Genomic DNA, 20080 nt, shown 5'->3' with positions numbered 1-20080 from the left:
TTGACGCTCGAAGTCCGGGATATTCGCTCGCCCATGACGGCGGCAGCAGGGGGCGCAGGCTCATCGATCCGACCGCGCCGCGACGATCGTCACGTCCACGGCGACCTGGGCCGGGATGTCGTCCGTTCCCGCCCACTCGCCGGTCCCGACACCGAAGGCCGTGCGGTCCAGGGATGCGGTACCCGTCATCCGGGCCGTGTCGCCCTCGATGTTCAAGGTAAAGCGCACGACGGCCCCGCGCGTGACGCCCTTGAGCCGCAGCGACCCGCGCGCCTCGTAGCGGTCGCCGCCCAAGGCCCGGAACCGCTCGGCGGAGAAGACCGCCTCGGCATGGCTTGCCGTGTCGAACCACTGGGACCCGCCCAGCACCCCCTGGCTGTCGCTGTCCTCGGTGGCGAAACTGGCCATGGCGACCGTGACACGGACGCGCGAGGCGTCCAGCGCGTCCGGCGAGAACAGAATGTCGGCCGACCAGTCTGCGAACCGGCCCCGGATCGGCGATCCCGACTGGCTGGTCGAGAACGACAGCCGCGACTGCGCGCGGTTGACCGTCCAGCGGGACGGTACGGCGGGCGTCTCGACTGCATCGGCCTCGACCGGCGCAGACGGATCGGCGACGGCAGGGACAGTCACAGACGCGGCCTCGGCCTGGACCGTCGCGGCCGGTTCGGGCGCGGACGCGGGTACCGGCACCTTCGCCGTGATCCAGGGATAGAGGGCCGCCGCCGCCAGCGTCAACACGACCGCCACTGCGACCCCGACCAACCTTCGGCTGACCAGCCGAACCGCCGACGGCCCCGGCAGCATCCGGGACAGGCCCTGATCCCGATCGATCAGATGGTGCTTCAGAGCCCCCGCGACATGGAGCGCCAGAAGGCCGTACAGGGCCCAGCCCAGCAGCCTGTGAGCGCTCTCGGCGGCCTGCTCGACCGCCGCCTTGGTCGCGGGCTCCAGACCCGGGACGCCCGGCAGGTGCGGAAAGGGGATCAGGCCGAACAGGACGGTGCCGATCCCGGTTCGCGACGCCGACACGATCAGCCAGCCGCTCAACGGAATGGCCAGCAGCAGCAGATAGAAGCCCAGGTGGACCCACCCCGCCAGACGCCGCTCCCAGACATGGCCGCCGACCGACGCAGGCGGACGATGGCCGACCCGCCAGGCGATGCGCGCCAGGGTCAGGATCAGAATGCTGATCCCGATCGACTTGTGCAGTTGATAGACCGCAAAGGTCGTGGCCCCCGGCGGTCCGTCCATCCGCCAGCCCAGGCCGATCTCGAACACGATCAGAAGGGCGATCGCCCAGTGCAGTCCCATCGCCACGGCACCGTACCGGGCCGAGGGGGACGGGAGGTTGTCGTTCAACTGGCTCATGGCGTCCCGTCCGATCCGGCGGTGTCCGACAACCTAATCCGCCACAGTGATTGTTTCAATAAGGCAGTTTGATCGACCGCGAGGCCGCGCGATTAGCCTGCACGCCCGATCCGCTTGATCTCCCACTCCAGTTGCACGCCTGCCTTGGCCAGCACATCGGCGCGTACCGCCTCGCCCAGGCCCTCGATGTCGGCGGCGCTCGCGTCGTCGAAATTGATCATGAAGTTGGAGTGCAGCTCCGAGAATTTCGCGCCGCCATGAGGCTTGCCGCGCCAGCCCGCATCGTCGACCAGCTTCCAGGACGAGTGGCCGGGCGGGTTCTTGAAGGTCGAGCCGCCGGTCTTTTCGCGGATCGGCTGGGTGGTTTCGCGTCGGGCGGTGATCTCACTGATCCGGGCCGCGACCGCAGCCGGATCGTCGGGCGTGCCGCGATAGACGGCCTCGATCCAGAGGATGTCGGCGGGGGCCTGTGAGTGGCGGTAGGTATAGCCGAAGTCGGAGAGCGCATAATCGACCCGCTCCGCGGCCCGCGTCAGGCCCCAGGCCGAGACCAGGACGTCCTTGGTCTCCGCGCCATAGCAGCCGGCGTTCATCGTCAGGGCGCCGCCGATCGTGCCGGGAATGCCGGCATAGAACTCCAGACCTGCCAGCCCCGCCTTGGCCGAGGCCTTGGCGACCATGGCGTCGAGCGCGCCCGCCCCGGCAGTGATCCTGTCACCTTCGGTCGTTATGCCCGCGAAGGGACGGCCGGCCAGCCGGATCACGACCCCCTCTACCCCGCCGTCGCGGACGATGACGTTCGAGCCGACGCCCAGGACCGTCACAGGCACGGACGGATCCAGCGCCTTCAGGAAGTCAGCGAGGTCCTCCGGGTCAGCCGGAATGAACAGCGCCTCGGCCGTCCCCCCGACCCGGAACCAGGTGAAGGGCGCCAGCGGCTCGTCGCGCAGCAGCTTGCCGCGCACGGCAGGAAGAGTGTCACGCCAGGTCATGCCGGTTCCTCGGCGTCGTCGGAGGGGTAGGGAAAATACAATTCGTTGCCGTCGGGATCGGCGACGATCATCAGGGGGTAACCCCAGCGACCGTCCTTGACCTCGACGCCGCGTCGCTCGAACTCGGCACGGGTCGCGGTCACAAGATCGAGGTCGAGCGAGACGAAGATCAGGCCGCCGCCGACCTTGTCCGGCCATTGCGACGTCAGGATCAATTCGCAATCCTGACGGCTGACCTGAACGATCCGGCGATCGCCCTCCTCGTCGTAACGCCAGTCCTCACGAAACCCGAGCTGGCCACGGTAGAAGGCGAGCGACCGCTCGATGTCGGACACGAACAGGACCGGCCGGGAGTACCAGTCAGCCACCCAGCGCTTCCAGTTGCGCAGGCAGGGCATAGGCCCAGCTCGTGATATCGCCGGCGCCGAGCAGGACCACGACGTCGCCCGCCGTCGCCGCCTCGGCGATCACGCGGGGCAGGCTGGTGACGTTCTCGAGCGCCGACACATTGCGGTGGCCGTATCGGCGCACACCCTCGACCAGGGCCTGTTTGTCCACGCCCTCGATCGGGGCCTCGCCCGCCGGGTAGACGTCGGCGATGATGACCTGGTCGGCGTCGGAGAAGCTGGTCGAGAACTCTTCCATCAGATCGCGCAGGCGGGTGTAGCGGTGCGGCTGCATCACCGCGATGACCCGGCCTTCCGTCACCTGACGCGCGGCCTTCAGGACGGCAACGATCTCGACCGGGTGGTGGCCATAGTCGTCGACGATGCGGACGCCGTTCACGACGCCCGTGGTGGTGAAGCGCCGCTTGACGCCGCCGAAGCCCGCCAACCCCGCCTTGATCGCCTCGTCGGAGACGTCCAGCTCGCGCGCCACGGCGATGGCGGCCAGGGAGTTGGCCACATTGTGCCAGCCGGCCATGGGCAGGTGCAGACCGTCGATCCGCGTCAGTTCAAGCGCCGGATCGCCGGACTGGAAGACCACGTCGAAGCGGCATCCGTCGGCGCCCATCTCGACATTCTCGGCCCGGACCTGGGCCTGGGGGTTCATGCCGTAGGTGACCAGCCGTCGGTTATCGATCGAGGCCACCAGCCGCTGCACCTCGGGATGATCGAGACAGACGGCCGCGAAGCCGTAGAAAGGAATGTTCTCGACGAAGTCCACAAAGGCCTGACGCACCCTGTCGAAGTCGCCGTAGTGATCGAGGTGTTCGGGATCGATGTTGGTGACGATGGCGACCGTCGATTTCAGCCGCAGGAAGCTGCCGTCGCTCTCGTCCGCCTCGACCACGATCCAGTCGCCGTCGCCGACCTTGGCGTTGGTGCCGTAGGCGTTGATGATGCCGCCGTTGACCACCGTGGGGTCCAGCCCGGCCGCATCCAGCAGACAGGCCACCATCGACGTCGTCGTCGTCTTGCCGTGGGTGCCGCCCACCGCGATCGAGAACTGCAGCCGCATCAGTTCGGCCAGCATCTCGGCCCGGCGGACCAGGGGGATGCGGCGCTCGCGCGCGATCTTCAGCTCGGGGTTTTCCGCCTTCACCGCCGTCGAATAGACGACCGCAGAGACGCCCTCGCCGACATGGGCCGCGTCATGGCCGACGAAGATGCGCGCGCCCAGCTTTTCCAGCCGCTCGGTGTTGGCACTGGCCTTGGCGTCCGATCCCTGAACCGAATAGCCGATCTTGAGCATGATCTCGGCGATGCCGCTCATGCCGATGCCGCCGATACCGACGAAATGGACGGGACCGAGGTCGAACGGGACGGGGCGAAGGCGAGCGATCATTCAGGCCTCATAGCGATGGAAATCGCGGATTGCACCTGTCCGTTTCCGTCCGCCCACAGTGGCGATGACGATGTCAGGTCGCCAGCCGACCCTTGTCCTTGTCGGCAGTGAAGACGACGTCCTTGTCGGGCGTTTCGCAGTGGACACCGGGCGCGCCGATCCGGTGCAGGACATGGCGCAGGATGTTCAGCCGCGCGGTCTTCTTGTCGTCGGTCGCCACCACGATCCAGGGCGCATGGCCCGAATGGGTCTCGTCCAGCATCCGGTCGCGGGCTTGGGAATAGGCGTCCCAGCGGGTCTGGGCCTCCGCGTCCAGGGATGAGTTCTTGAACCGCTTGAGCGGCTCGGTCTTGCGGTCCTCGAGCCGCTGCGCCTGTTCGGCCTTGGAGATGTCGAGCCAGAATTTGATGATGATCACGCCGCTGTCGGCCAGCATCCGCTCGAAGCGCGGCGCGTCCTTCAGGAACTGGGTCGTCTGTTCGGGGGTGCAGAACCCCATCACCGGCTCGACCCCGCCACGATTGTACCAGGACCGGTTGAAGATCACGACCTCGCCGGCGCCGGGAATATGCGGCACGTAGCGCTGGAAATACCACTGGCCCAGTTCCCGCTCGGAGGGTTTGGGCAGGGCGACGACGCGGGTCTGGCGGGCCGACATATATTCGGTCATCCGCTTGATGGCCCCGTCCTTGCCGGCGCTGTCACGGCCCTCGAAGATGATCAGGATCTTCAGCCCCTGTTCGATGGCCCAGGCCTGGCTGTCGACCAGTTCGATCTGGAGCTGTTCCAGTGCGGCTTCGTAGGCGTCGGTCTTCTTGCTCATGGCGCGACTATCGGCCGGACCCGGCGGGGGAGCAAGGCGGGCGATCCTGACCGCGCTTTAATGTGACCCGGCCACAAAGCCCGTCTAGGTCTGGCGCATGATCCACACGCCATGTCCTCGACTGAGCCGCCGCCTGATGCTGTCCGGTATGGCAGGCGTCGCCGCCTCGGCCGCCCTGCCCGTCCAGGCGCGACAGGCCGCCCCGACGCGGGATGCCCTGCTCGACGCTGCCTTCGCCGCCTCTGCGCCGCCGGCCCTGATCGGCGGCGTGGTCACCCGCGAGGGACTGATCTGGTCCGGCGTCAGGGGCGTGCGCCGCGCAGGCGGGACCGAGGCCGCCACCATCGACGACCGTTGGCACCTGGGCTCCAACACCAAGGCCATGACCGCCGCCCTCTATGGCCGGCTGGTCGACAAGGGACAGGCGAAATGGGGGGCGACGGCGGCTGAGCTATTTCCCGACCTGACCCTCGATCCGGCCTGGGCCGCGACTCCGGTCGAGCGTTTCCTGAACCATACGGCGGGCCTGCGCGACATCGACATGCTGGGGTCGACCTGGCTGCTGACCGCACGCGCAGACACGACGAGCCTGACCAGCCAGCGTGCGCTCCTCGCCGAACGCGCGCTGTCGAAACCGCCCGGCGGCGTGGTCGGAAGCTTCGCCTATGCCAACGCCAACTACATCCTGGTCGGGGCCGCGATCGAGAGGATCACGGGCCTGCCCTGGGAAGAGGCCATGGCCGCCGAGGTTTTCGGGCCGCTGGGCCTGACCAGCGGCGGATCGGGTCCGCCCGTCGGCGACCAGCCCTGGGGCCATTCGGGACTGGGCGGACAGGCGACGCCGATGGACCCGACGAACCTGTTCTCGGACAATCCCCTGGCCATGGGTCCGGCCGGGACGGCGCATATGAGCCTGGCAGACTATGCGACCTTCGTCCGTGCCGTCCTGACCGGGGGCAGCGGCTGGCTGAAGCCCGAAACCATCACCCACCTGATCACGCCCCCGGTCGCCACGGGCCGCAGCTATGCCCTGGGATGGATCACGGTCGCGGGCCAGCCCTGGGCCCGGGGCACCGTCATCGCCCATGAGGGGACCAATACGATGTGGCATTCGATGGTCGTCGCCGATCCGGCAGGCGGCCGCGCCTTCATCGCCCTGTCCAACGACGAGGTCCGGGGCGGACCGGCCTGTCAGCAACTGGTCTCCAGCCTGATCCGGATGGGATAGCGGAAATCCCGCAAGACCTTTCTTCGGCTCGTGCGTTAAGCTGAGCAATGAAGAGAGACTTCGCCGACTTCTGGAACCTGTTGTGGGAGTTGGGGCTGGCGGCCTGCGCCATGTTCGCGCTCATAAACGCCTTCGTGCCGGACCAGGACCTGCCGTGGAAGCCGCTGGACCTGAACCGGCCTCTGGGTGCCGCGACCAGCGCCAAGGTCGCCGATTTCGAGGTCCCCTTCGCCGCCCCCGTCGAACAGGTCCAGGGCGCGACCGAGGCCTGTATGCAGACCCTGCGCGACGCCGGGGTTCAGGTCGAACGGGTCGAGGATCGATCCGACGGCGGCTTCTGCATCGCGCAAGGCCTGGTCCGGATCACCGGCGGCGACGTCACCCCCCTCGCCACGCGCGACCTGGTCATGCAGTGCCCGCTGGCCGTGCGCTATGTCATCTGGGACCGTCAGGTGATGCGTCCGGCGGCCCGATCGACCCTGGGATCGGAGGTCGCCCGCGTCGACGACATGGGGACCTATTCGTGTCGCCGCATCTATGGCTCCCAGTCCGCTTCCGACCGACCCAGCGAACATGCCCGCGCCAATGCGCTGGACATCGGCGGGGTTACGCTGAAGGACGGACGGCGCGTCTCGGTGCTGGAAGACTGGGGCGGACAGGGCCCGGCGGGCGTCCCCGGATCGGGCTTCCTGCGGCGTCTGCGCGACGGGGGTTGCCGCGTCTTCGCGACCGTCCTGACGCCCGACTACAACGCCGCCCACGCCAACCACCTGCATCTGGACGGTGCCCCGCGCTCGCTCTGCGCGCTCGGCCCCTCGCCGGAGACGCAGCGTGCGGCGCAAAAGGCCGCCCCGCCTTAACCGCGAGCCCGATCACTGTCGCGTGACAGGCGAATCGAATCCGGTTGACCGCTGTGGACAGGTGCGAGAGAACGGCTGTGCAGTCCGGATTTCGTGCGTGGGGTCCAAACCCATGTTCTGCTCCTTCGCCTGAACGAGCCGTCCAGATGGACTGTCGGGTCACTCCTCGTGAGGACCTGCCTGGAAAGCGCGTTTTATTGGAGAGCGCAGATATGGCGACCGGTACGGTCAAGTGGTTCAACCCCACGAAAGGCTTCGGCTTCATCCAGCCCGAAAGCGGCGGCGCAGATGTGTTCGTTCACATCACCGCCGTTCAGAAGGCTGGCCTGGCCGGCCTCGATGAGAACGCCAAGGTCGAATACGAGCTGGAATCCCAGCGCGGCAAGACCTCGGCCGTGAACCTCAAGGTTCTCTAAGCCGACGGGTCCATCCGGACCCAAGACTTCGGCCTCAAGTAGCCCGCAAGGGCGATAGGCCAATCAAGAAATGACGGGCGCAGGCTGCTTGCGGTCTGCGCCCGTTTTCGTGTCCGGTCCGGGTTTACGCGCGGACCATTGCGCCAGCAGGATCGCCCCCAGCACCAGGGCCCCGCCCAGGGCCTGAACCGGGGTCAGGGTCTCGCCGAAGATCCACCAGCTCAACAGGCCCGCCACGATCGGCTGGATCAGGATGATGACTGCCGCGATCGCGGGCGGCAGCTTGCCCAGGGACCAGGCCACGCCGCCCTGTCCCGCCACATGCATGACCCCCATGCCGACGCAGGCCGCCCAGCCCGCGATCGTCGCCGGGATCATGTCCTCGCCCAGCACCAAGGCCACAACGCCCAGCGGAAAAACCCCGACCAGCGTCGCCCACAGGGTGACCCGCATGGCCCCGGCCGTCGTCCGCGCCTGTTGCACCGCCAGGAAATAGCCCGCGTACCAGAGGGACACGATCAGGGAGAGGACGTCCCCCAGCACGGGGTCGGTACCCTGCCGGCCGTCCGCCCCCGCCGCCATCGCAAAGGCCCCGCCCATGGCCAGAGCCAGGGCGAGGATGAACAGCCTGGCCGGCGTCTGTCTGAACACGATCCAGCCGAACAGGGTCACCACCACCGGCGTCAGGTTGCACAGCACCGTCGCATTGGCGACCGAGGTCATCACGATCCCATAGTGCCAGAACGACAGGTCCAGCGCGAAGAAGACCCCCGCCAGAACCATCCATTTCGACGGCCGCCCGATCCCCTCCCCCTTCGGCAGACCACAGATGGCGAACAGCAGGGGCAGGGCGAATGCGAACCGCCAGAACGCCGCCGCCGCCGGCCCCGTCTCCGTCAACCGCACCAGGATCGGGGCCAGACCGAGAATGCAGGCGGAGATCAGCAGGACGGAAAAGGCGAACAGGCGCGACTGGGACATTCTCCTTCCCCTTTATGGGGAGGGACGGCGGAGCGCCAGCGACGCCAGGGTGGGGCCGTGTCGAACATCCCCACCCGGCTTCGGCTGCGCCTCAGCATCCCTCCCCATAAAGGGGAGGGAGAAACCCCAACTCCACCTTCAACGCTTCCGCCGTCATGTCGCTCGCCCGCAGCTCGGCCAGGGTCACCGACCGATCCCGTTTCGCATAGCGTTTGCCGTCCGGCCCCAGCAGCAGCCGGTGGTGGCGATACACCGGCGTCGGCAGCCCCAGCAGTGCCTGTAGAACCCGCTGGATCGATGTCGTGGCGATCAGATCCTCTCCCCGGATCACATGGGTCACCCCCTGGCGCGCATCGTCGATGACCGACGCGATCACATAGCCCGCGCCGATGTCCTTTCGCCCCATGACCATGTCGCCGAGCCGCTCCGGCGTCGCCCGATGCACGCCGGGATCGGCTGTTTCCTCGACCCAGGTCAGGTGCCCGAAGCCGCCCAGCCGTTCGCTCGCCGCCTTCAGCGACAACCGCCAGGCAAAGGCCTCGCCCCGCGCCAGCCGGTCCGCCTCTTCGGCAGCCGACAGCGCACCGCCTGTAAAGGCCGCCGCATCCGCCGGATCGTCCGCGTGCGCCGCGCCTCCCGCCAGGGCCAGGATCTCCTTGCGGGTGCGGAAACAGCGGTACAGCACCCCCATCCCGCGCAGTTGCTCCAGCGCCGCGTCATAGTCGGCGACGTGCTCCGACTGGCGCAGCACCGGCGCCTCCCAGTCGAGACCCAACCAGCTCAGATCCTCGACGATCGCCGCCTCGTAGTCGGGGCGACAGCGGGTGAAGTCGGTGTCCTCGATCCGCAGCACGAACCGCCCGCCCACATCCTTCGCCGCCGTCCAGGCCGTCAGGGCGGAAAAGGCATGCCCCCGGTGCAACAGCCCTGTCGGCGACGGCGCGAACCGGGTGACGAAGGTCACGGCGAACTCAGACCCGCGCCAGTGCGCCCGCCGCCAGCGCCCGCTCGACCGCCGCGCGGATGGCGTCGGGATCGACGAAGTCGAACTGGGCGCACAGGTCCTCGATCGCGAAATCCGGCTGGCCGAACGCCCAGTCCATGGCCACCGCGACCGGACCCGTGAACGCCGGCGAGGCCAGGCCTGTGCGACGATAGCCGGTCAGTGGTGCGCGGACGGGCAGTCCGTATTCGGCGGGCCTCTGCACCAGTTTCTGCTGGGCCATGGCGATCTCGTCGCGGAACTGTGGATGGGCCGCCAGATCGGCCAGCTTGCGGCCCAGCCTGGCCAGATGGGCCTGCAACGCCTTGCCGTCATCCAGCGAAGCCGACGGCAACCAGGCCCGGAAGGCCGGGTCCTGAAGGGCGGCCTTCTCCAGCAGCGAGAACAGGATGCGCCCATACAGCGGCGTCACCGAGAATGTCACATGCAGCGAGGCCCCCGGCTCGGCCAGGGCATCGTGATACCAGCCGCGCGGCAGGTACAGGACATCGCCCGGCCGCATCAGTACGTCCTGCATGGTCCGGCCCCGCGTCCGCTCGAACCAGCCGACCACCTGGTCATCACCAACCGGGAACTCGACCGGATCCTCGGCGCGGTTCTCGTACAGCCGCCAGGTCTTTTCGCCCTCGACCTGGACCGCGAACACCTCATGCAGGTCGAAATGGGTGGCGAAGGCACGCACGCCCCCGAACGAACAATAGACATTGGCCCCGACCAGTCCGGCAAACGCCTGGCCCAGCATCGCCGAGGTCTCGGCCAGGGCCGGCGTCAGGGTCTGGACGTCGTTGACGACCAGACTCGCGCCGGTGGACAGGAAGACATTGACCTTGGCCGGCGACGGTCTCAGCCGCTTGCCGCTCTGGGTGTCGGCCAGCTCGCAATAGAATTCGGGCGCGACCGGCCGGGTATTGAGCACCAGCTTCAGCGTCTCCGGCGTCCACAGCGCCGTCTGGCCCAGCAGTCCGTTGAACGTCGCCCAATCCAGCAGCGCCGCCTTCGGTCCCCCCTCGCCCGCCGGAATATGCAGGGGCTTGCGGCCCTGGTACTCGGCCCGGAACTGATCGGGGGTGATCGGGTGGAGAAGGTCTTCGAGACTGCGCATCGGGTGCGACGCTACCTACGCGGTCACGCCTCGTCCAGCAGGGAGACCCAGTCGCGGGCGGCGTGAATCACTCGCGCAACGGACACGACATCATCGACACGGTACAGCAGGACATAGTTCCCGACGGGTCGCTTTGGCAGGCCGCGATGCCCGATTTCGGGATAGCGGCGCGGGAAACGCGACAATGCGTTCGCCGCACCGATCAGCCGATCGACCATCCGTCCGGCGGCTCGCGGCTTGTCCTGCTCGATCCAGGTCGCGATCTCGACGATGTCGAGTTCGGCTCGACGCGAGATGACGACCTTCATTCCACTGCGACACCGAACCGGGCTTTCAGACGATCCCGCACCTCATCAATCGGCGACACGCGGCCCGCATCGATGTCAGCGATCCCCTCATCCAGCTTGGCGAGCAGGGCAGCCAGCGCTGCTTCCCGTTCCTGAACCAGACGCACCCCGGTACGCAGGACCTCACTCTTGGACCCGTACCGTCCGTCACGGACCAAGTCGGTCACCACCTGTTCCAGGGCACCCAGTTCAACGGTCATGGTCATGGCGTTCTCCAGCTTGACCAATAATAGTTATTACGACCCACGGTGACAACGTCCGCTTTCCGCCACCTGCCGGGCCGCCGCCATTTGCGATCCCGCCCTCCCGCTCTATCAAGACCCATGGCCCACACCCCGACCGCCGCAGAGATCGCCGCCGCGCGTCAGGCCCTGGCCCAGGCCGATCCTGCCCTGGCGCGCGCCCACGAACAGACGCCGGTCTTCGAGTGGCGACTGCGACCCGGCGGCTATGAGGGGCTGTTCCACATGATCGTGGATCAGCAGGTCTCAGTCGCCTCGGCCGCCGCCATCTGGGCCAGGGTCGTCGCGGGTCTGGGCGGGGTGGTGACCGCCGAAACGGCGCTCGCCCACGACATCGAACATTTGCGCACCTTCGGCCTGTCGATCCAGAAGGCCCGCTACGCCCACGAGATCGCCCGGGCCCAGGTCGAGGGGCGGGTCGACCTGGACCGGATGGACGGACTGAGCGACGCCGAGGCCACGGCCGCCCTGGTGTCCATAAAGGGCGTCGGCCGCTGGACGGCCGAGACCTATCTGATGTTCTGCGAGGGCCGAACCGACGTCTTTCCCGGCGGCGACATCGCGTTGCAGGAAGCCATGCGCTGGGCCGACGGCGCGGCCGATCGCCCGAACGAGAAACAGGCCTATGCCAGGGCCGAGGCCTGGCGTCCCCACCGCGGCGTCGCGGCCCATCTGCTGTGGGGCTGGTACGGCGGGGTCAAGCGCGGCGAGATCGCGCGCGAAGAGGTCATCATGGGTGCCGCCGCATGACACCGCTCGTGGATCCCGAAACCGCCCGCGCCCTGGCCGATCCGCAACAGGTCCTGGTCGCCCTGGACTTCGCCGGTGTCGCCGTCTTCGCCGCAACCGGGGCCCTGGCGGCGGCCCGGGAAAAGCATGACCTCGTCACCTTCGCCTTCTTCGCGGCCATCACCGGCGTGGGCGGCGGCACCTTGCGCGACCTTCTGATCGGCCAGCCGGTCTTCTGGGTCGAGGACTGGCGCTACATCGCCGTCTGTCTGCTGGCCGCCGTGACGATCTGGATGATCGGGCGGCGCGACTGGCGGTTCCGGGCCCTGCTGTGGCTCGATGCGGTCGGACTGGCGGCCTATGGCGTCATGGGCGCGGCCAAGGCGGAAGCCGTCGGTATGGCGCCCCTGATCTGCATCGTCATGGGGGCGCTGACGGCCTGTTTCGGCGGCATCGTGCGAGACCTGCTGGCCGGCCAGCCGTCGATCCTGTTGCGACGCGAGATCACCGTCTCGGCGGCCCTTCTGGCCGCGACCGCCTTCGTCGCCCTGCGCCTGCCCGAGATGCCGATCTGGCCCGCCGCCGTCGTCGCGGCCCTGCTGGGCTTCGCACTGCGCGCCGGTGCCCTCGTCTATGGCTGGAGCCTGCCGGCGTTTCCGGATCGGGCGCGTCGATAATGTCGCGAAACCTTGCTCTTTCCACCATGGCGGCCCCGACGAATCGCGCCTAGTCTGAAGGCCTGATCTGGAAGGAGACGCGTCTTCAGTCCTGTCGCTTCACACCGCACGGAGCGGACCTGATGCAGGTCCAGTCTCTCACACCGAACGCCTCGGTCGCCCGCCCCTTCGTGGCCCAACCTCATGTCGGTCAGTCGCCGGCGGGTTTCCCCGCCCTGGTGCTCAACGCCGACTTCCGGCCCCTGTCCTACTACCCGCTGTCGCTGTGGCCGTGGGAAGAGGCGGTCAAGGCGGTCTATCAGGACCGCGTTGACGTCGTCGCCCAGTACGACAAGGTCGTCCGCAGCCCCTCCATGGAGATGCAGCTGCCCAGCGTCATCGCGCTGAAATCCTACATCGACCAGGACCGCAGCCCGGCCTTCACCCGCTTCAACGTCTTCCTGCGCGACGGCTTCACCTGCCAGTATTGCGGCAATGCCGACCAGCTGACCTTCGACCACGTGGTCCCGCGCTCACAGGGCGGTCGCACGACCTGGGAGAACATCGTCGCCGCCTGTTCGCCGTGCAATCTGAAGAAGGGCGGCCGGACCCCGCGCCAGGCCCAGATGCCGATCCGCCGCGAGCCACACCGTCCCAACGCCTGGCAGCTTCAGGACGCGGGCCGGCGCTTTCCGCCGCACTACCTGCACCAGAGCTGGCTCGACTACCTGTACTGGGACATCGAGCTGGAGCCGTAGATTACAGCGGACCGTTCGATCCCAGTCCCTTGGGCGAGTTGGAACTGGCAGGAAGATCGGGAAGACCCTGCCAGTTCCTCAGCATTTCGCGCGTCTCGTCGCGGTCGGCCTGGGCCTGGCGCTCACTGCGACAAACGCGACGCGGAAACCGGCTGCCGGTCACCGGCACGTTGCGACACACCTGCTGGACCAGATCCGGATCGGCGGGTGAAGCCCCCTCAGTCGTCTGGGCCTGGCTGGGGCGTGCCTGTTGGGGCGGGGCGGCGGGCGTGAAGACCTGCACCTGAAGGGTCAGGGCGGCGGCGAGAGCGATGACGGACATGGGGAGCCTCCGATAGATTCAACCCACGATCCATCGACAGAATGCCGGTGTCAAATATCGGCTTTACGCAAAGCCTCTCGCCGTTCGGTCTCTGTCATGTCCGGGGCCCCGTCCGCGTCCTTGTCCGTGAACTGCGACATTCGGGCGTGCGGCGGACGCAGCGCCACGGCGACGATGGCCAACAACGCGAGGATTCCCAGGAAGATCAGCACGGTATTCATGACGGTTCTCCGGTCGGGGGGTCATCCATCCAATGATCGGCGACGCTGCGGAGTTCCGTCCCGATCTGGCGTCCGGCGACAAAACTGTTAAGGACGCCTCCCCGGTCGGGAACGCGCGTGCCGCCGCCGCGTTGGCGTCGGTCCCGCATTCAAACCCCTCGTCATCCGGATCGCCATGAAACTGCGCGTGCGCTCAGAGCTCGTCTATCGGTTCGATCCGCCGACCGACGCCATCTATCAGTTCCAGGTGGCGCACTGGCCGGGCCAGGACATCCTGGAAGAGACCCTGATCACCACGCCCCAGGTCACCTTCACCGAGGACAAGGACGCCGAGTTCGGCGCCCGGACCCTGCGTGCGCATCTGGAGGGCGAGGTCGCCCTGACCTATACCGCCGTGGTCGAGAACGGCGTGCTTCAGGGTCTGCCGCCGGTCGCCCTTCAGCATGACTGGAACGACCTGCCGGCCGAGGTCCTGGCCTATCGCCTGCCCAGCCGCTACTGCCCGTCGGACCAGTTCGGCCGGTTCGTGGAACGCCAGTTCGGCGACAGCACCGGCGGCGAGCGGGTGCTGGCGATCCTGGAATGGATCAAGGACAACATCGACTACGAGTTCGGCGTCTCGGATTCGGAGACGACGGCGGCCCGCACCTTCATCGACCGGGCGGGCGTTTGCCGCGACTTCACCCATCTGGGGATCACCCTGTGCCGGGCGTCGGGGATCCCGGCGCGGGCGGTCAGCGCCTATGCCCATCTGCTGGACCCGCCGGACTTCCACGCCATCTTCGAGGTGTGGCTGTCGAACGGCTGGTGGCTGGTCGATCCGACCGGTCTGGCCCCCATCGAGGGTCTGGTTCGCATCGCCTGCGGCCGCGACGCCGCCGACATCGCCTTCCTGAGCACCCAGGGTGTCTGCGAGATGGTCAGCCAGTCGGTGACGGTGGAACCGGCCTGAGGCTCAGTGTCGCTCGACCGGCATGGCGACCAGTCGCCACGGCGCGATACAGGTCCAGGACAGGCTGCCGGTCGTGCTCTGTTCACACTCGCAGGCCGAGACCTCGGCGGTGATGAAGATGCGCGCATCGACCGATCTCTGGGCATTGGTCGCCGCGACCCCGGCGTGAGACGACGACGCTGCGATGGCCCGGCGACAGGCCTCCAGTCGCGTCGAGCCATTCCCCTCGCCAACCCCGCTGACCTGGGCGAAGGCGGGGCCGGGCAGCCCCGTGACGGCGACGGCGAATGCGGCCAGGGCGAGCGCCGTCGTGCGTGTTCTGGTCATGGCGATCCTCCGAAGAAGACAGGCTGACCCGCCGTCGCCCTTTCCGCCACCGATCAAACCTGACAGGCCGGGCGCGCGTACCCTAAGGCCCCGGGTCCAAAGTCAGCCCCAGACTACGTCCGACGCAGTCAACCTTACGTCGGCCAGCTGGATCATCATGTCTGTGCCGCAGTCGCCCTTCAGATCGACCCAGACCAGACTGCCGGTGCCGGACTGGACGATCTCGAACCTGTCTGATGCCGAGCGTCGGATCGCCTTCCTGAGCGCCCAGGGCGTCCAAGAGATAGTCAGTCAGTCGGTAACGATGCAGCGCGCCTGAGGCTCGCTCAGCACTCGTACCGGGAACAGTACCTGTCTTTCAGATAGGCCCCGACATCGACGTCCCACATGAGGTAGTTTCCGAGGTCATAGACGTCTTGGCGCCCGCCGACCGCGACCGCGCCGCCCTCCAGGATTTCCGACATCTGTTCCTCGGTGAGAGCCAGAGCTACCATCCGGGTCACGGCTGCTTTCACTTGCCGATCGGATTGGACCATATCCCGCCGGGCCCAGTTCTGGACTTCCTCGTGCTTGGCGAGAGGGAGCCCGTCCACAGCAACCTCGATCATCGGGCCTGCGCCGTAGGCGTCCACCACACGCTCGGCGAGGCGAAGGGCTGACTCTGTGGGTGTGGGAACGTCGGGACGTTCTGGTCGGGGCTCGTCTTCGACATCGTCTTCCCACATCTGAAAGGGCACGCGCACCGAGAAGCGGGATTCATACGGCACGCCGCCGGCACTCGCCGGCCGGGTCAATCCGCGACTGACAATGGTGATGGCGGCGGTTTCAAATCCCAGGCCCGGCGGCGTCGCGCTGAGGACTTGGCAATCCCGTACGCGCCCGGAGACGGTCGACAGGCAGTTCACCGAAACCGACCCGCTGACACCAATCAGCGAGGCGAAACCTGGATAATCCTCTTCAGTCGGGGCCGGCGGCGTCACCCAACTCACCGGCGAATCTTGCTGCCGAGGCGGCGACATGAGGACGAGCGCGGCGAACAGAGCGACGCTCATTGGGAGGCCCCGGTCTCGGCCTGCCGCGCCTGATAGGCGTCGACGAAATCCAGCTGGCGCAGCACCCGGTTCTGCGGATCGATCAGGATGTGCGCACCCGGCCGGGCATTGAACACACCCGCCCCGCCGCGCATGGCGACCGTCTGCGACACCCCGTCCACCTCGACCTCGACCGGCATGGGAAACTCACCCGCCGTCCCGGTCCAGCGCAGGGTCACCCGGCCGCCGTCGCGCGTCATCTCCAGCTTCGGCAGGGTCGCCTGATACACATAGGTGGCGAAGAACCAGTCCAGGTCCCGCCGGCTCTCCTGTTCGGCGATGCGGATGAAGTCGGGCGTGGTGGCATAGCGGGGCTCGAAATTTCCCGGCCGGGGATCCGGCCGACCATAGACCAGCCGTGTCAGCGACCGGTTGAACGCCTCTTCCCCGATCAAGGCCCTCAGGGTGTGCGCGACCAGCGCCCCCTTGTAATAGAGGTCCAGCCCCGGCCCCGTCGCGTCCTCATAGACGGTCGCGGAATCCTGAACCCGGCCCGACACCAGCGGAAACCGGTTGCGCAGCGTCAGCCGCATCGTCGCCAGCTCCGCCTCCATATAGCGGTCGCCGTTCAGCCAGCGCGCATAGAGCGGCTGCATGTATGTGCCCAGCCCCTCGTGCAGCCACATGTCGTCCCAGGACCCATTGGTCATCTGGTTGCCGAACCATTCGTGGGCCAGTTCGTGCTGCAACAGCCAGTCGTAACCCTTGCCGTCCAGCTCGTACTTGTTGCCGTAGGCGTTGATGGTCTGATGCTCCATGCCCAGGTGCGGCGTCTCGACCACCCCCATCTTCTCGTCCCCGAACGGATAGGGCCCGACCGTCGCCTCATAGAAGTCGAGCATCTTCGGGAACTCTGCGAACAGGGCGGCGGCGCGTTCGGCCCTGTCGGTTCTCAGGTGCCAGAAATGCATCGGCACGGTGTTGCCGAACCGGCTCTCGTACGGCGCAGTCAGCTCGACATAGGGCCCGATGTTCAGGGCGATCGCATAGGTGTTGGGCCGGGTCGTCGTCCAGTTCCAGGTCGTCGTGCCGTCGTCATTGGCGGTCGAGCCCAGGAACCGGCCGTTCGAAGGGGCCGACAGACCGTTCGGCACGGTGATGTGCAGGTTGACCTTGGCCGGCTCGCCCTGCGGATGGTCGATACAGGGCCAGAACAGGTCGCACCCCTCGCCCTGCACCGCCGTGGCGATCCACGGCTGGCCGTCGGGCGTCCGCGACCAGACGAAGCCCCCGTCCCAGGGCGCATTGGTCGCCTGATGCGGCGATCCCGAATACTCGATCCGCACCGAGGTCCGGTCACCCGCCGCCTTGGTCTCGTACAGTGGAATGGTCAGACGGCCGTCGGCATTCTCCCAGCCGTCGTCGGCCTCGACCGGAACCCCGTCCACTGTGATCGCTTCGATGGTGAAGACGGTATCCAGTTCCAGAACCACCTGGCTGACCGGGGCGGTGAAGGACAGGGTCAGGGTCGCATCGCCCGCAATGGTCCGCGTCTGCGGCATCACCCGGATCGCCAGATCGGCCTCATCGACTACCGTGGCAACCTGTTCGGCCGTGCGCGGCGTGCCGGTGGTCAGGGTGAAGGGCGTCGATCGGACCTGGGCCTGGACCGGCACCACGACCAGCAGGGCCAGCACCCCTGCAACCAAAAGGAAACGCACGGCCTTCACGACGCCGGCTTGGCCAATTCACGCGTCACGGCCTCGACCAGACGAGGATCGTCCGGCGTCACATCGGGCGCGAACCGTTCGGCGACCTGCCCGTCTCGACCGATCAGGAATTTCTCGAAATTCCACACCACTTCGCCGGGCGCGGTGTCCACGCCGTATCCCTTGAGCTTCTCGCGCATCGGTCCGTCTCCGGTCGCGCCCGGCGCCGTTCCGGTCAGGGTCTGATACAGCGGATGCTTGTCGGCACCCGCCACGCTGATCTTGGCGAACATCGGAAAGGTGACGTCATATGTGATGGCGCAGAAGTCGGCGATCTCGGCCTCCGTCCCCGGCTCCTGACCCATGAAGTTGTTGGCCGGAAACCCCAGCACCTCCAAGCCCTCGCCGTGCCGTTCGCGATACAGCGCCTCGAGGCCGGCATATTGGGGGGTCAGGCCGCATTTCGAGGCGACGTTGACGACCAGCAGCACCTTGCCCGCATAGTCGCCGAGGCTGGCCGCTTCGCCGTCGATGCGCTTGACCGGGATTTCCATCAGGGCATCGGACATCGCAGCTTCCTTTCGCATCGCAGATCGCGCGACATGACCACACCCCGTCAACGCGGCGCAACCCGCCGGGCGAAGACCGATACCCTGAGGGATGAATTGCCGCCTGAACCGTCGCCTCCCCGGTGAATGCGGTTGGCGGGTTTCCTCACCGGGCGTCCAGTGTCGGCTTGGCTGAATCCGGGGGGACAAAATGCCGATCGAACTGCTCCAATCCGTTGTCGGACTCGCCCTGGTGGCGACTGTGTGGGGCGCGCAACGCCTGTTCGTTTCCGTGATCCGTCCGCGTGGCCGGATGCGATTCTAGGGATGCGGACTCCCGATATCCGTGCAATCTGAACACGGCTGAGGGGGCGACCTTGGTCAGGCGGTCCGGCGGGTTTCCAGTCACGAAGCCGGACCGCCTCCATACTTTGTTGGGGGCGCTAACGCTCGCGACGCGGTCGCTCGCTGCTTGAGCGCATCCCGACCTTGCACTGCCAACCGCTCGCGGCGGGATCGCTCGGAGCCTACCTCATCAGTCCGGCCGCTCTCAGAGCATTCTCAATCACGGATGTGACTGCGTTTGGGCGTTGCGGAGCGGTGCCGTCGGGGGCGGGTTGCGGCGATCGGCGATGCTTTCCTGCGGACCCATGCGCGGGCGCCACGTCTGAATCCGTGACCGACGCAGGCCGGGAGTTCGCTTCAGACTCCGCAATCCCCCACCCCATGGCGATCTCCAGACTGGACGATATCCCGACGTCGAGCAGGAAGGGGCCCGCCGTGCCGACGCCATCGGGGCCCTGGGTCTTCAGGGGCGTTCCGTGCGCCAGACCGGGGATGCGGTGGTTCTCGACCAGGGGCTCGCCGGACGGCGACATCCACACCTCGAAGACCCGCCCCTGCGGCGTTCGGGCCTTGTGTGGGGCGCCGGTCAGGCCATGGACGTCCGTCCACTGCTGAATCAGGGCGTCCGCCGACGCCGGTCGGACCGTCGCGTCGGCCGTCCCGTGCCAGATGGAAATCCGGGGCCACGGACCGGCATGGTCGGAGGCCGCCCTGACCTTCTCGCCCCATGCCGCACTGTCGCGCGCCCTGGGCTTCATCATCGCGCCGAATGCCTCCGACATGCTGGCGGCGGCTCCATGCGGCAGACCCGCCACGACCGCGCCGCCGGCGAAGAGTTCGGGATAGGTGGCCAGCAAGACCGCCGTCATCGCGCCGCCCGCCGACAGGCCGGTGACGAAGACCCGATCGGGGTCGATGGCGTGGTCGGCGATGGCCTTTCGCGTCATCGCCGCGATCGAGGCGGCCTCGCCGGCGTCGCGGGTGGTGTCGCCGGTCTGGAACCAGTTGAAACAGCGGTTTGGATTGTTGGCCGCCGTCTGTTCGGGGCTCAGCACCACGAACCCGAAACGATCCGCCAGGGTCAGCCACCCCGCCCCGTCTGCATAGGCCTCGCCCCTCTGGGTGCAGCCGTGCAGAACCACGACGAGCGGCGCGCCGGGCGCCAGACCAGCCGGGACGTGGATCAGCATCTTCAGCGCGCCCGGATTGGGCGCGAAATCACAGGCCAGCATCCGCGCGGGGCCACGGCCACCCGCCTGGACGGGATCAAGACGGCGACGGGCCAGGGTCGCGAGGGTTTGTCCGAGACCGGTCATGACGAAAGACTCT

Annotated in this window: 24 protein-coding genes; 7 read left to right on the top strand and 17 right to left on the bottom strand. The window is 67.5% G+C overall.

Annotated elements, in window-relative coordinates:
* Positions 1–60: 60 nt before the first annotated feature.
* The 5 genes from O5K39_RS07105 to ppk2 form a co-directional block, all read right to left on the bottom strand.
* Positions 61–1371 (bottom strand): cytochrome b/b6 domain-containing protein, encoded by a 1311-nt coding sequence (locus O5K39_RS07105; RefSeq protein WP_271146576.1) that lies wholly within the window; start codon positions 1369–1371, stop codon positions 61–63.
* A gap of 92 nt (positions 1372–1463) precedes the next feature.
* Complete coding sequence (gene murB / locus O5K39_RS07100) at positions 1464–2363, bottom strand: UDP-N-acetylmuramate dehydrogenase (protein WP_271146575.1); 900 nt, start codon at positions 2361–2363, stop codon at positions 1464–1466.
* The gene (locus O5K39_RS07095; protein ID WP_271146574.1) at positions 2360–2731 is read right to left on the bottom strand and encodes a glyoxalase superfamily protein; all 372 of its coding nucleotides are present in this window, start codon (positions 2729–2731) and stop codon (positions 2360–2362) included. The genes murB and O5K39_RS07095 overlap by 4 nt, the downstream gene beginning before the upstream one ends.
* A complete protein-coding gene (murC, locus tag O5K39_RS07090) occupies positions 2724–4151 on the bottom strand; it encodes a UDP-N-acetylmuramate--L-alanine ligase (RefSeq protein WP_271146573.1) in 1428 nt (475 codons plus the stop codon). The genes O5K39_RS07095 and murC overlap by 8 nt, the downstream gene beginning before the upstream one ends.
* 73 nt (positions 4152–4224) lie before the next feature.
* Positions 4225–4974, bottom strand: a complete 750-nt coding sequence (ppk2, locus tag O5K39_RS07085) for a polyphosphate kinase 2 (protein WP_271146572.1) — start codon at positions 4972–4974, stop codon at positions 4225–4227.
* A gap of 97 nt (positions 4975–5071) precedes the next feature.
* Between ppk2 and O5K39_RS07080 the strand changes: the two genes are divergently transcribed.
* From O5K39_RS07080 to O5K39_RS07070, 3 genes are all read left to right on the top strand, one after another.
* Positions 5072–6202 (top strand): serine hydrolase domain-containing protein, encoded by a 1131-nt coding sequence (locus O5K39_RS07080; RefSeq protein WP_271146571.1) that lies wholly within the window; start codon positions 5072–5074, stop codon positions 6200–6202.
* A gap of 47 nt (positions 6203–6249) precedes the next feature.
* Entirely contained in the window at positions 6250–7062 is an 813-nt protein-coding gene (locus O5K39_RS07075) for an extensin family protein (protein ID WP_271146570.1), read from the top strand.
* Between the two features lie 212 nt (positions 7063–7274).
* Positions 7275–7478, top strand: a complete 204-nt coding sequence (locus O5K39_RS07070) for a cold-shock protein (protein ID WP_056099723.1) — start codon at positions 7275–7277, stop codon at positions 7476–7478.
* A gap of 63 nt (positions 7479–7541) precedes the next feature.
* Here the strand turns inward: O5K39_RS07070 and O5K39_RS07065 are convergent, their stop codons facing one another.
* The 5 genes from O5K39_RS07065 to O5K39_RS07045 form a co-directional block, all read right to left on the bottom strand.
* On the bottom strand, positions 7542–8459 hold the full coding sequence (locus O5K39_RS07065) for a DMT family transporter (RefSeq protein WP_271146569.1): 918 nt from the start codon (positions 8457–8459) through the stop codon (positions 7542–7544).
* A 91-nt stretch (positions 8460–8550) separates the two neighbouring features.
* Positions 8551–9423, bottom strand: a complete 873-nt coding sequence (gene gluQRS, locus O5K39_RS07060; protein WP_271146568.1) for a tRNA glutamyl-Q(34) synthetase GluQRS — start codon at positions 9421–9423, stop codon at positions 8551–8553.
* Between the two features lie 7 nt (positions 9424–9430).
* Complete coding sequence (locus O5K39_RS07055) at positions 9431–10564, bottom strand: cupin domain-containing protein (RefSeq protein WP_271146567.1); 1134 nt, start codon at positions 10562–10564, stop codon at positions 9431–9433.
* A 23-nt stretch (positions 10565–10587) separates the two neighbouring features.
* Entirely contained in the window at positions 10588–10872 is a 285-nt protein-coding gene (locus tag O5K39_RS07050; protein WP_271146566.1) for a type II toxin-antitoxin system RelE/ParE family toxin, read from the bottom strand.
* Entirely contained in the window at positions 10869–11117 is a 249-nt protein-coding gene (locus tag O5K39_RS07045; RefSeq protein WP_271146565.1) for a type II toxin-antitoxin system ParD family antitoxin, read from the bottom strand. Before O5K39_RS07045 ends, O5K39_RS07050 begins: the two co-directional genes overlap by 4 nt.
* Positions 11118–11234: 117 nt before the next feature.
* On the opposite strand from O5K39_RS07045, the gene O5K39_RS07040 reads away from it, so the two are divergent.
* The 3 genes from O5K39_RS07040 (at position 11235) to O5K39_RS07030 (ending at position 13296) form a co-directional block, all read left to right on the top strand.
* On the top strand, positions 11235–11903 hold the full coding sequence (locus O5K39_RS07040) for a DNA-3-methyladenine glycosylase 2 family protein (RefSeq protein ID WP_271146564.1): 669 nt from the start codon (positions 11235–11237) through the stop codon (positions 11901–11903).
* The gene (locus O5K39_RS07035) at positions 11900–12559 is read left to right on the top strand and encodes a trimeric intracellular cation channel family protein (RefSeq protein ID WP_271146563.1); all 660 of its coding nucleotides are present in this window, start codon (positions 11900–11902) and stop codon (positions 12557–12559) included. The genes O5K39_RS07040 and O5K39_RS07035 overlap by 4 nt, the downstream gene beginning before the upstream one ends.
* A gap of 122 nt (positions 12560–12681) precedes the next feature.
* Positions 12682–13296: an HNH endonuclease gene (locus tag O5K39_RS07030; protein ID WP_271146562.1), complete on the top strand. Its 615-nt coding sequence runs from the start codon at positions 12682–12684 to the stop codon at positions 13294–13296.
* 1 nt (position 13297) lies between these two features.
* Here O5K39_RS07030 and O5K39_RS07025 read toward each other — a convergent pair whose 3' ends face one another.
* Both O5K39_RS07025 and O5K39_RS07020 read right to left on the bottom strand, forming a co-directional pair.
* Positions 13298–13618 (bottom strand): hypothetical protein, encoded by a 321-nt coding sequence (locus O5K39_RS07025; RefSeq protein ID WP_271146561.1) that lies wholly within the window; start codon positions 13616–13618, stop codon positions 13298–13300.
* A 50-nt stretch (positions 13619–13668) separates the two neighbouring features.
* Complete coding sequence (locus O5K39_RS07020; protein WP_271146560.1) at positions 13669–13839, bottom strand: hypothetical protein; 171 nt, start codon at positions 13837–13839, stop codon at positions 13669–13671.
* Positions 13840–14026: 187 nt separating this feature from the next.
* Here O5K39_RS07020 and O5K39_RS07015 point away from each other — a divergent pair, with 187 nt between their 5' ends.
* A complete protein-coding gene (locus tag O5K39_RS07015) occupies positions 14027–14791 on the top strand; it encodes a transglutaminase family protein (protein ID WP_271146559.1) in 765 nt (254 codons plus the stop codon).
* A gap of 3 nt (positions 14792–14794) precedes the next feature.
* Here the strand turns inward: O5K39_RS07015 and O5K39_RS07010 are convergent, their stop codons facing one another.
* The 5 genes from O5K39_RS07010 to O5K39_RS06990 all read right to left on the bottom strand — a co-directional run bounded on the left by O5K39_RS07010 (position 14795) and on the right by O5K39_RS06990 (position 20067).
* Complete coding sequence (locus O5K39_RS07010) at positions 14795–15118, bottom strand: hypothetical protein (RefSeq protein ID WP_271146558.1); 324 nt, start codon at positions 15116–15118, stop codon at positions 14795–14797.
* Between the two features lie 326 nt (positions 15119–15444).
* On the bottom strand, positions 15445–16170 hold the full coding sequence (locus tag O5K39_RS07005; protein WP_271146557.1) for an energy transducer TonB: 726 nt from the start codon (positions 16168–16170) through the stop codon (positions 15445–15447).
* Complete coding sequence (locus tag O5K39_RS07000) at positions 16167–17870, bottom strand: M1 family metallopeptidase (protein ID WP_271146556.1); 1704 nt, start codon at positions 17868–17870, stop codon at positions 16167–16169. The genes O5K39_RS07005 and O5K39_RS07000 overlap by 4 nt, the downstream gene beginning before the upstream one ends.
* 5 nt (positions 17871–17875) lie before the next feature.
* Positions 17876–18427, bottom strand: coding sequence for a glutathione peroxidase (locus tag O5K39_RS06995; protein WP_271146555.1), 552 nt, complete (start codon positions 18425–18427; stop codon positions 17876–17878).
* A gap of 506 nt (positions 18428–18933) precedes the next feature.
* A complete protein-coding gene (locus O5K39_RS06990; RefSeq protein WP_271146554.1) occupies positions 18934–20067 on the bottom strand; it encodes a PHB depolymerase family esterase in 1134 nt (377 codons plus the stop codon).
* Positions 20068–20080: the final 13 nt, after the last annotated feature.

The sequence above is a fragment of the Brevundimonas sp. NIBR10 genome, assembly GCF_027912515.1.
In the GTDB taxonomy this organism is placed as follows: Bacteria; Pseudomonadota; Alphaproteobacteria; order Caulobacterales; family Caulobacteraceae; genus Brevundimonas.
Note: the sequence above shows the minus strand (reverse complement) of the source record. Positions and strands in the feature narration are given on the sequence as shown.

Coding starts and splice junctions, on each gene's coding strand:
- O5K39_RS07105 (WP_271146576.1), bottom strand. CDS start 1,371: ATGAGCCAGTTGAACGACAACCTCCCGTCCCCCTCGGCCCGGTACGGT.
- murB (WP_271146575.1), bottom strand. CDS start 2,363: ATGACCTGGCGTGACACTCTTCCTGCCGTGCGCGGCAAGCTGCTGCGC.
- murC (WP_271146573.1), bottom strand. CDS start 4,151: ATGATCGCTCGCCTTCGCCCCGTCCCGTTCGACCTCGGTCCCGTCCAT.
- ppk2 (WP_271146572.1), bottom strand. CDS start 4,974: ATGAGCAAGAAGACCGACGCCTACGAAGCCGCACTGGAACAGCTCCAG.
- O5K39_RS07080 (WP_271146571.1), top strand. CDS start 5,072: ATGATCCACACGCCATGTCCTCGACTGAGCCGCCGCCTGATGCTGTCC.
- O5K39_RS07075 (WP_271146570.1), top strand. CDS start 6,250: ATGAAGAGAGACTTCGCCGACTTCTGGAACCTGTTGTGGGAGTTGGGG.
- O5K39_RS07070 (WP_056099723.1), top strand. CDS start 7,275: ATGGCGACCGGTACGGTCAAGTGGTTCAACCCCACGAAAGGCTTCGGC.
- O5K39_RS07065 (WP_271146569.1), bottom strand. CDS start 8,459: ATGTCCCAGTCGCGCCTGTTCGCCTTTTCCGTCCTGCTGATCTCCGCC.
- O5K39_RS07055 (WP_271146567.1), bottom strand. CDS start 10,564: ATGCGCAGTCTCGAAGACCTTCTCCACCCGATCACCCCCGATCAGTTC.
- O5K39_RS07050 (WP_271146566.1), bottom strand. CDS start 10,872: ATGAAGGTCGTCATCTCGCGTCGAGCCGAACTCGACATCGTCGAGATC.
- O5K39_RS07045 (WP_271146565.1), bottom strand. CDS start 11,117: ATGACCATGACCGTTGAACTGGGTGCCCTGGAACAGGTGGTGACCGAC.
- O5K39_RS07040 (WP_271146564.1), top strand. CDS start 11,235: ATGGCCCACACCCCGACCGCCGCAGAGATCGCCGCCGCGCGTCAGGCC.
- O5K39_RS07035 (WP_271146563.1), top strand. CDS start 11,900: ATGACACCGCTCGTGGATCCCGAAACCGCCCGCGCCCTGGCCGATCCG.
- O5K39_RS07030 (WP_271146562.1), top strand. CDS start 12,682: ATGCAGGTCCAGTCTCTCACACCGAACGCCTCGGTCGCCCGCCCCTTC.
- O5K39_RS07025 (WP_271146561.1), bottom strand. CDS start 13,618: ATGTCCGTCATCGCTCTCGCCGCCGCCCTGACCCTTCAGGTGCAGGTC.
- O5K39_RS07020 (WP_271146560.1), bottom strand. CDS start 13,839: ATGAATACCGTGCTGATCTTCCTGGGAATCCTCGCGTTGTTGGCCATC.
- O5K39_RS07010 (WP_271146558.1), bottom strand. CDS start 15,118: ATGACCAGAACACGCACGACGGCGCTCGCCCTGGCCGCATTCGCCGTC.
- O5K39_RS07005 (WP_271146557.1), bottom strand. CDS start 16,170: ATGAGCGTCGCTCTGTTCGCCGCGCTCGTCCTCATGTCGCCGCCTCGG.
- O5K39_RS06995 (WP_271146555.1), bottom strand. CDS start 18,427: ATGTCCGATGCCCTGATGGAAATCCCGGTCAAGCGCATCGACGGCGAA.
- O5K39_RS06990 (WP_271146554.1), bottom strand. CDS start 20,067: ATGACCGGTCTCGGACAAACCCTCGCGACCCTGGCCCGTCGCCGTCTT.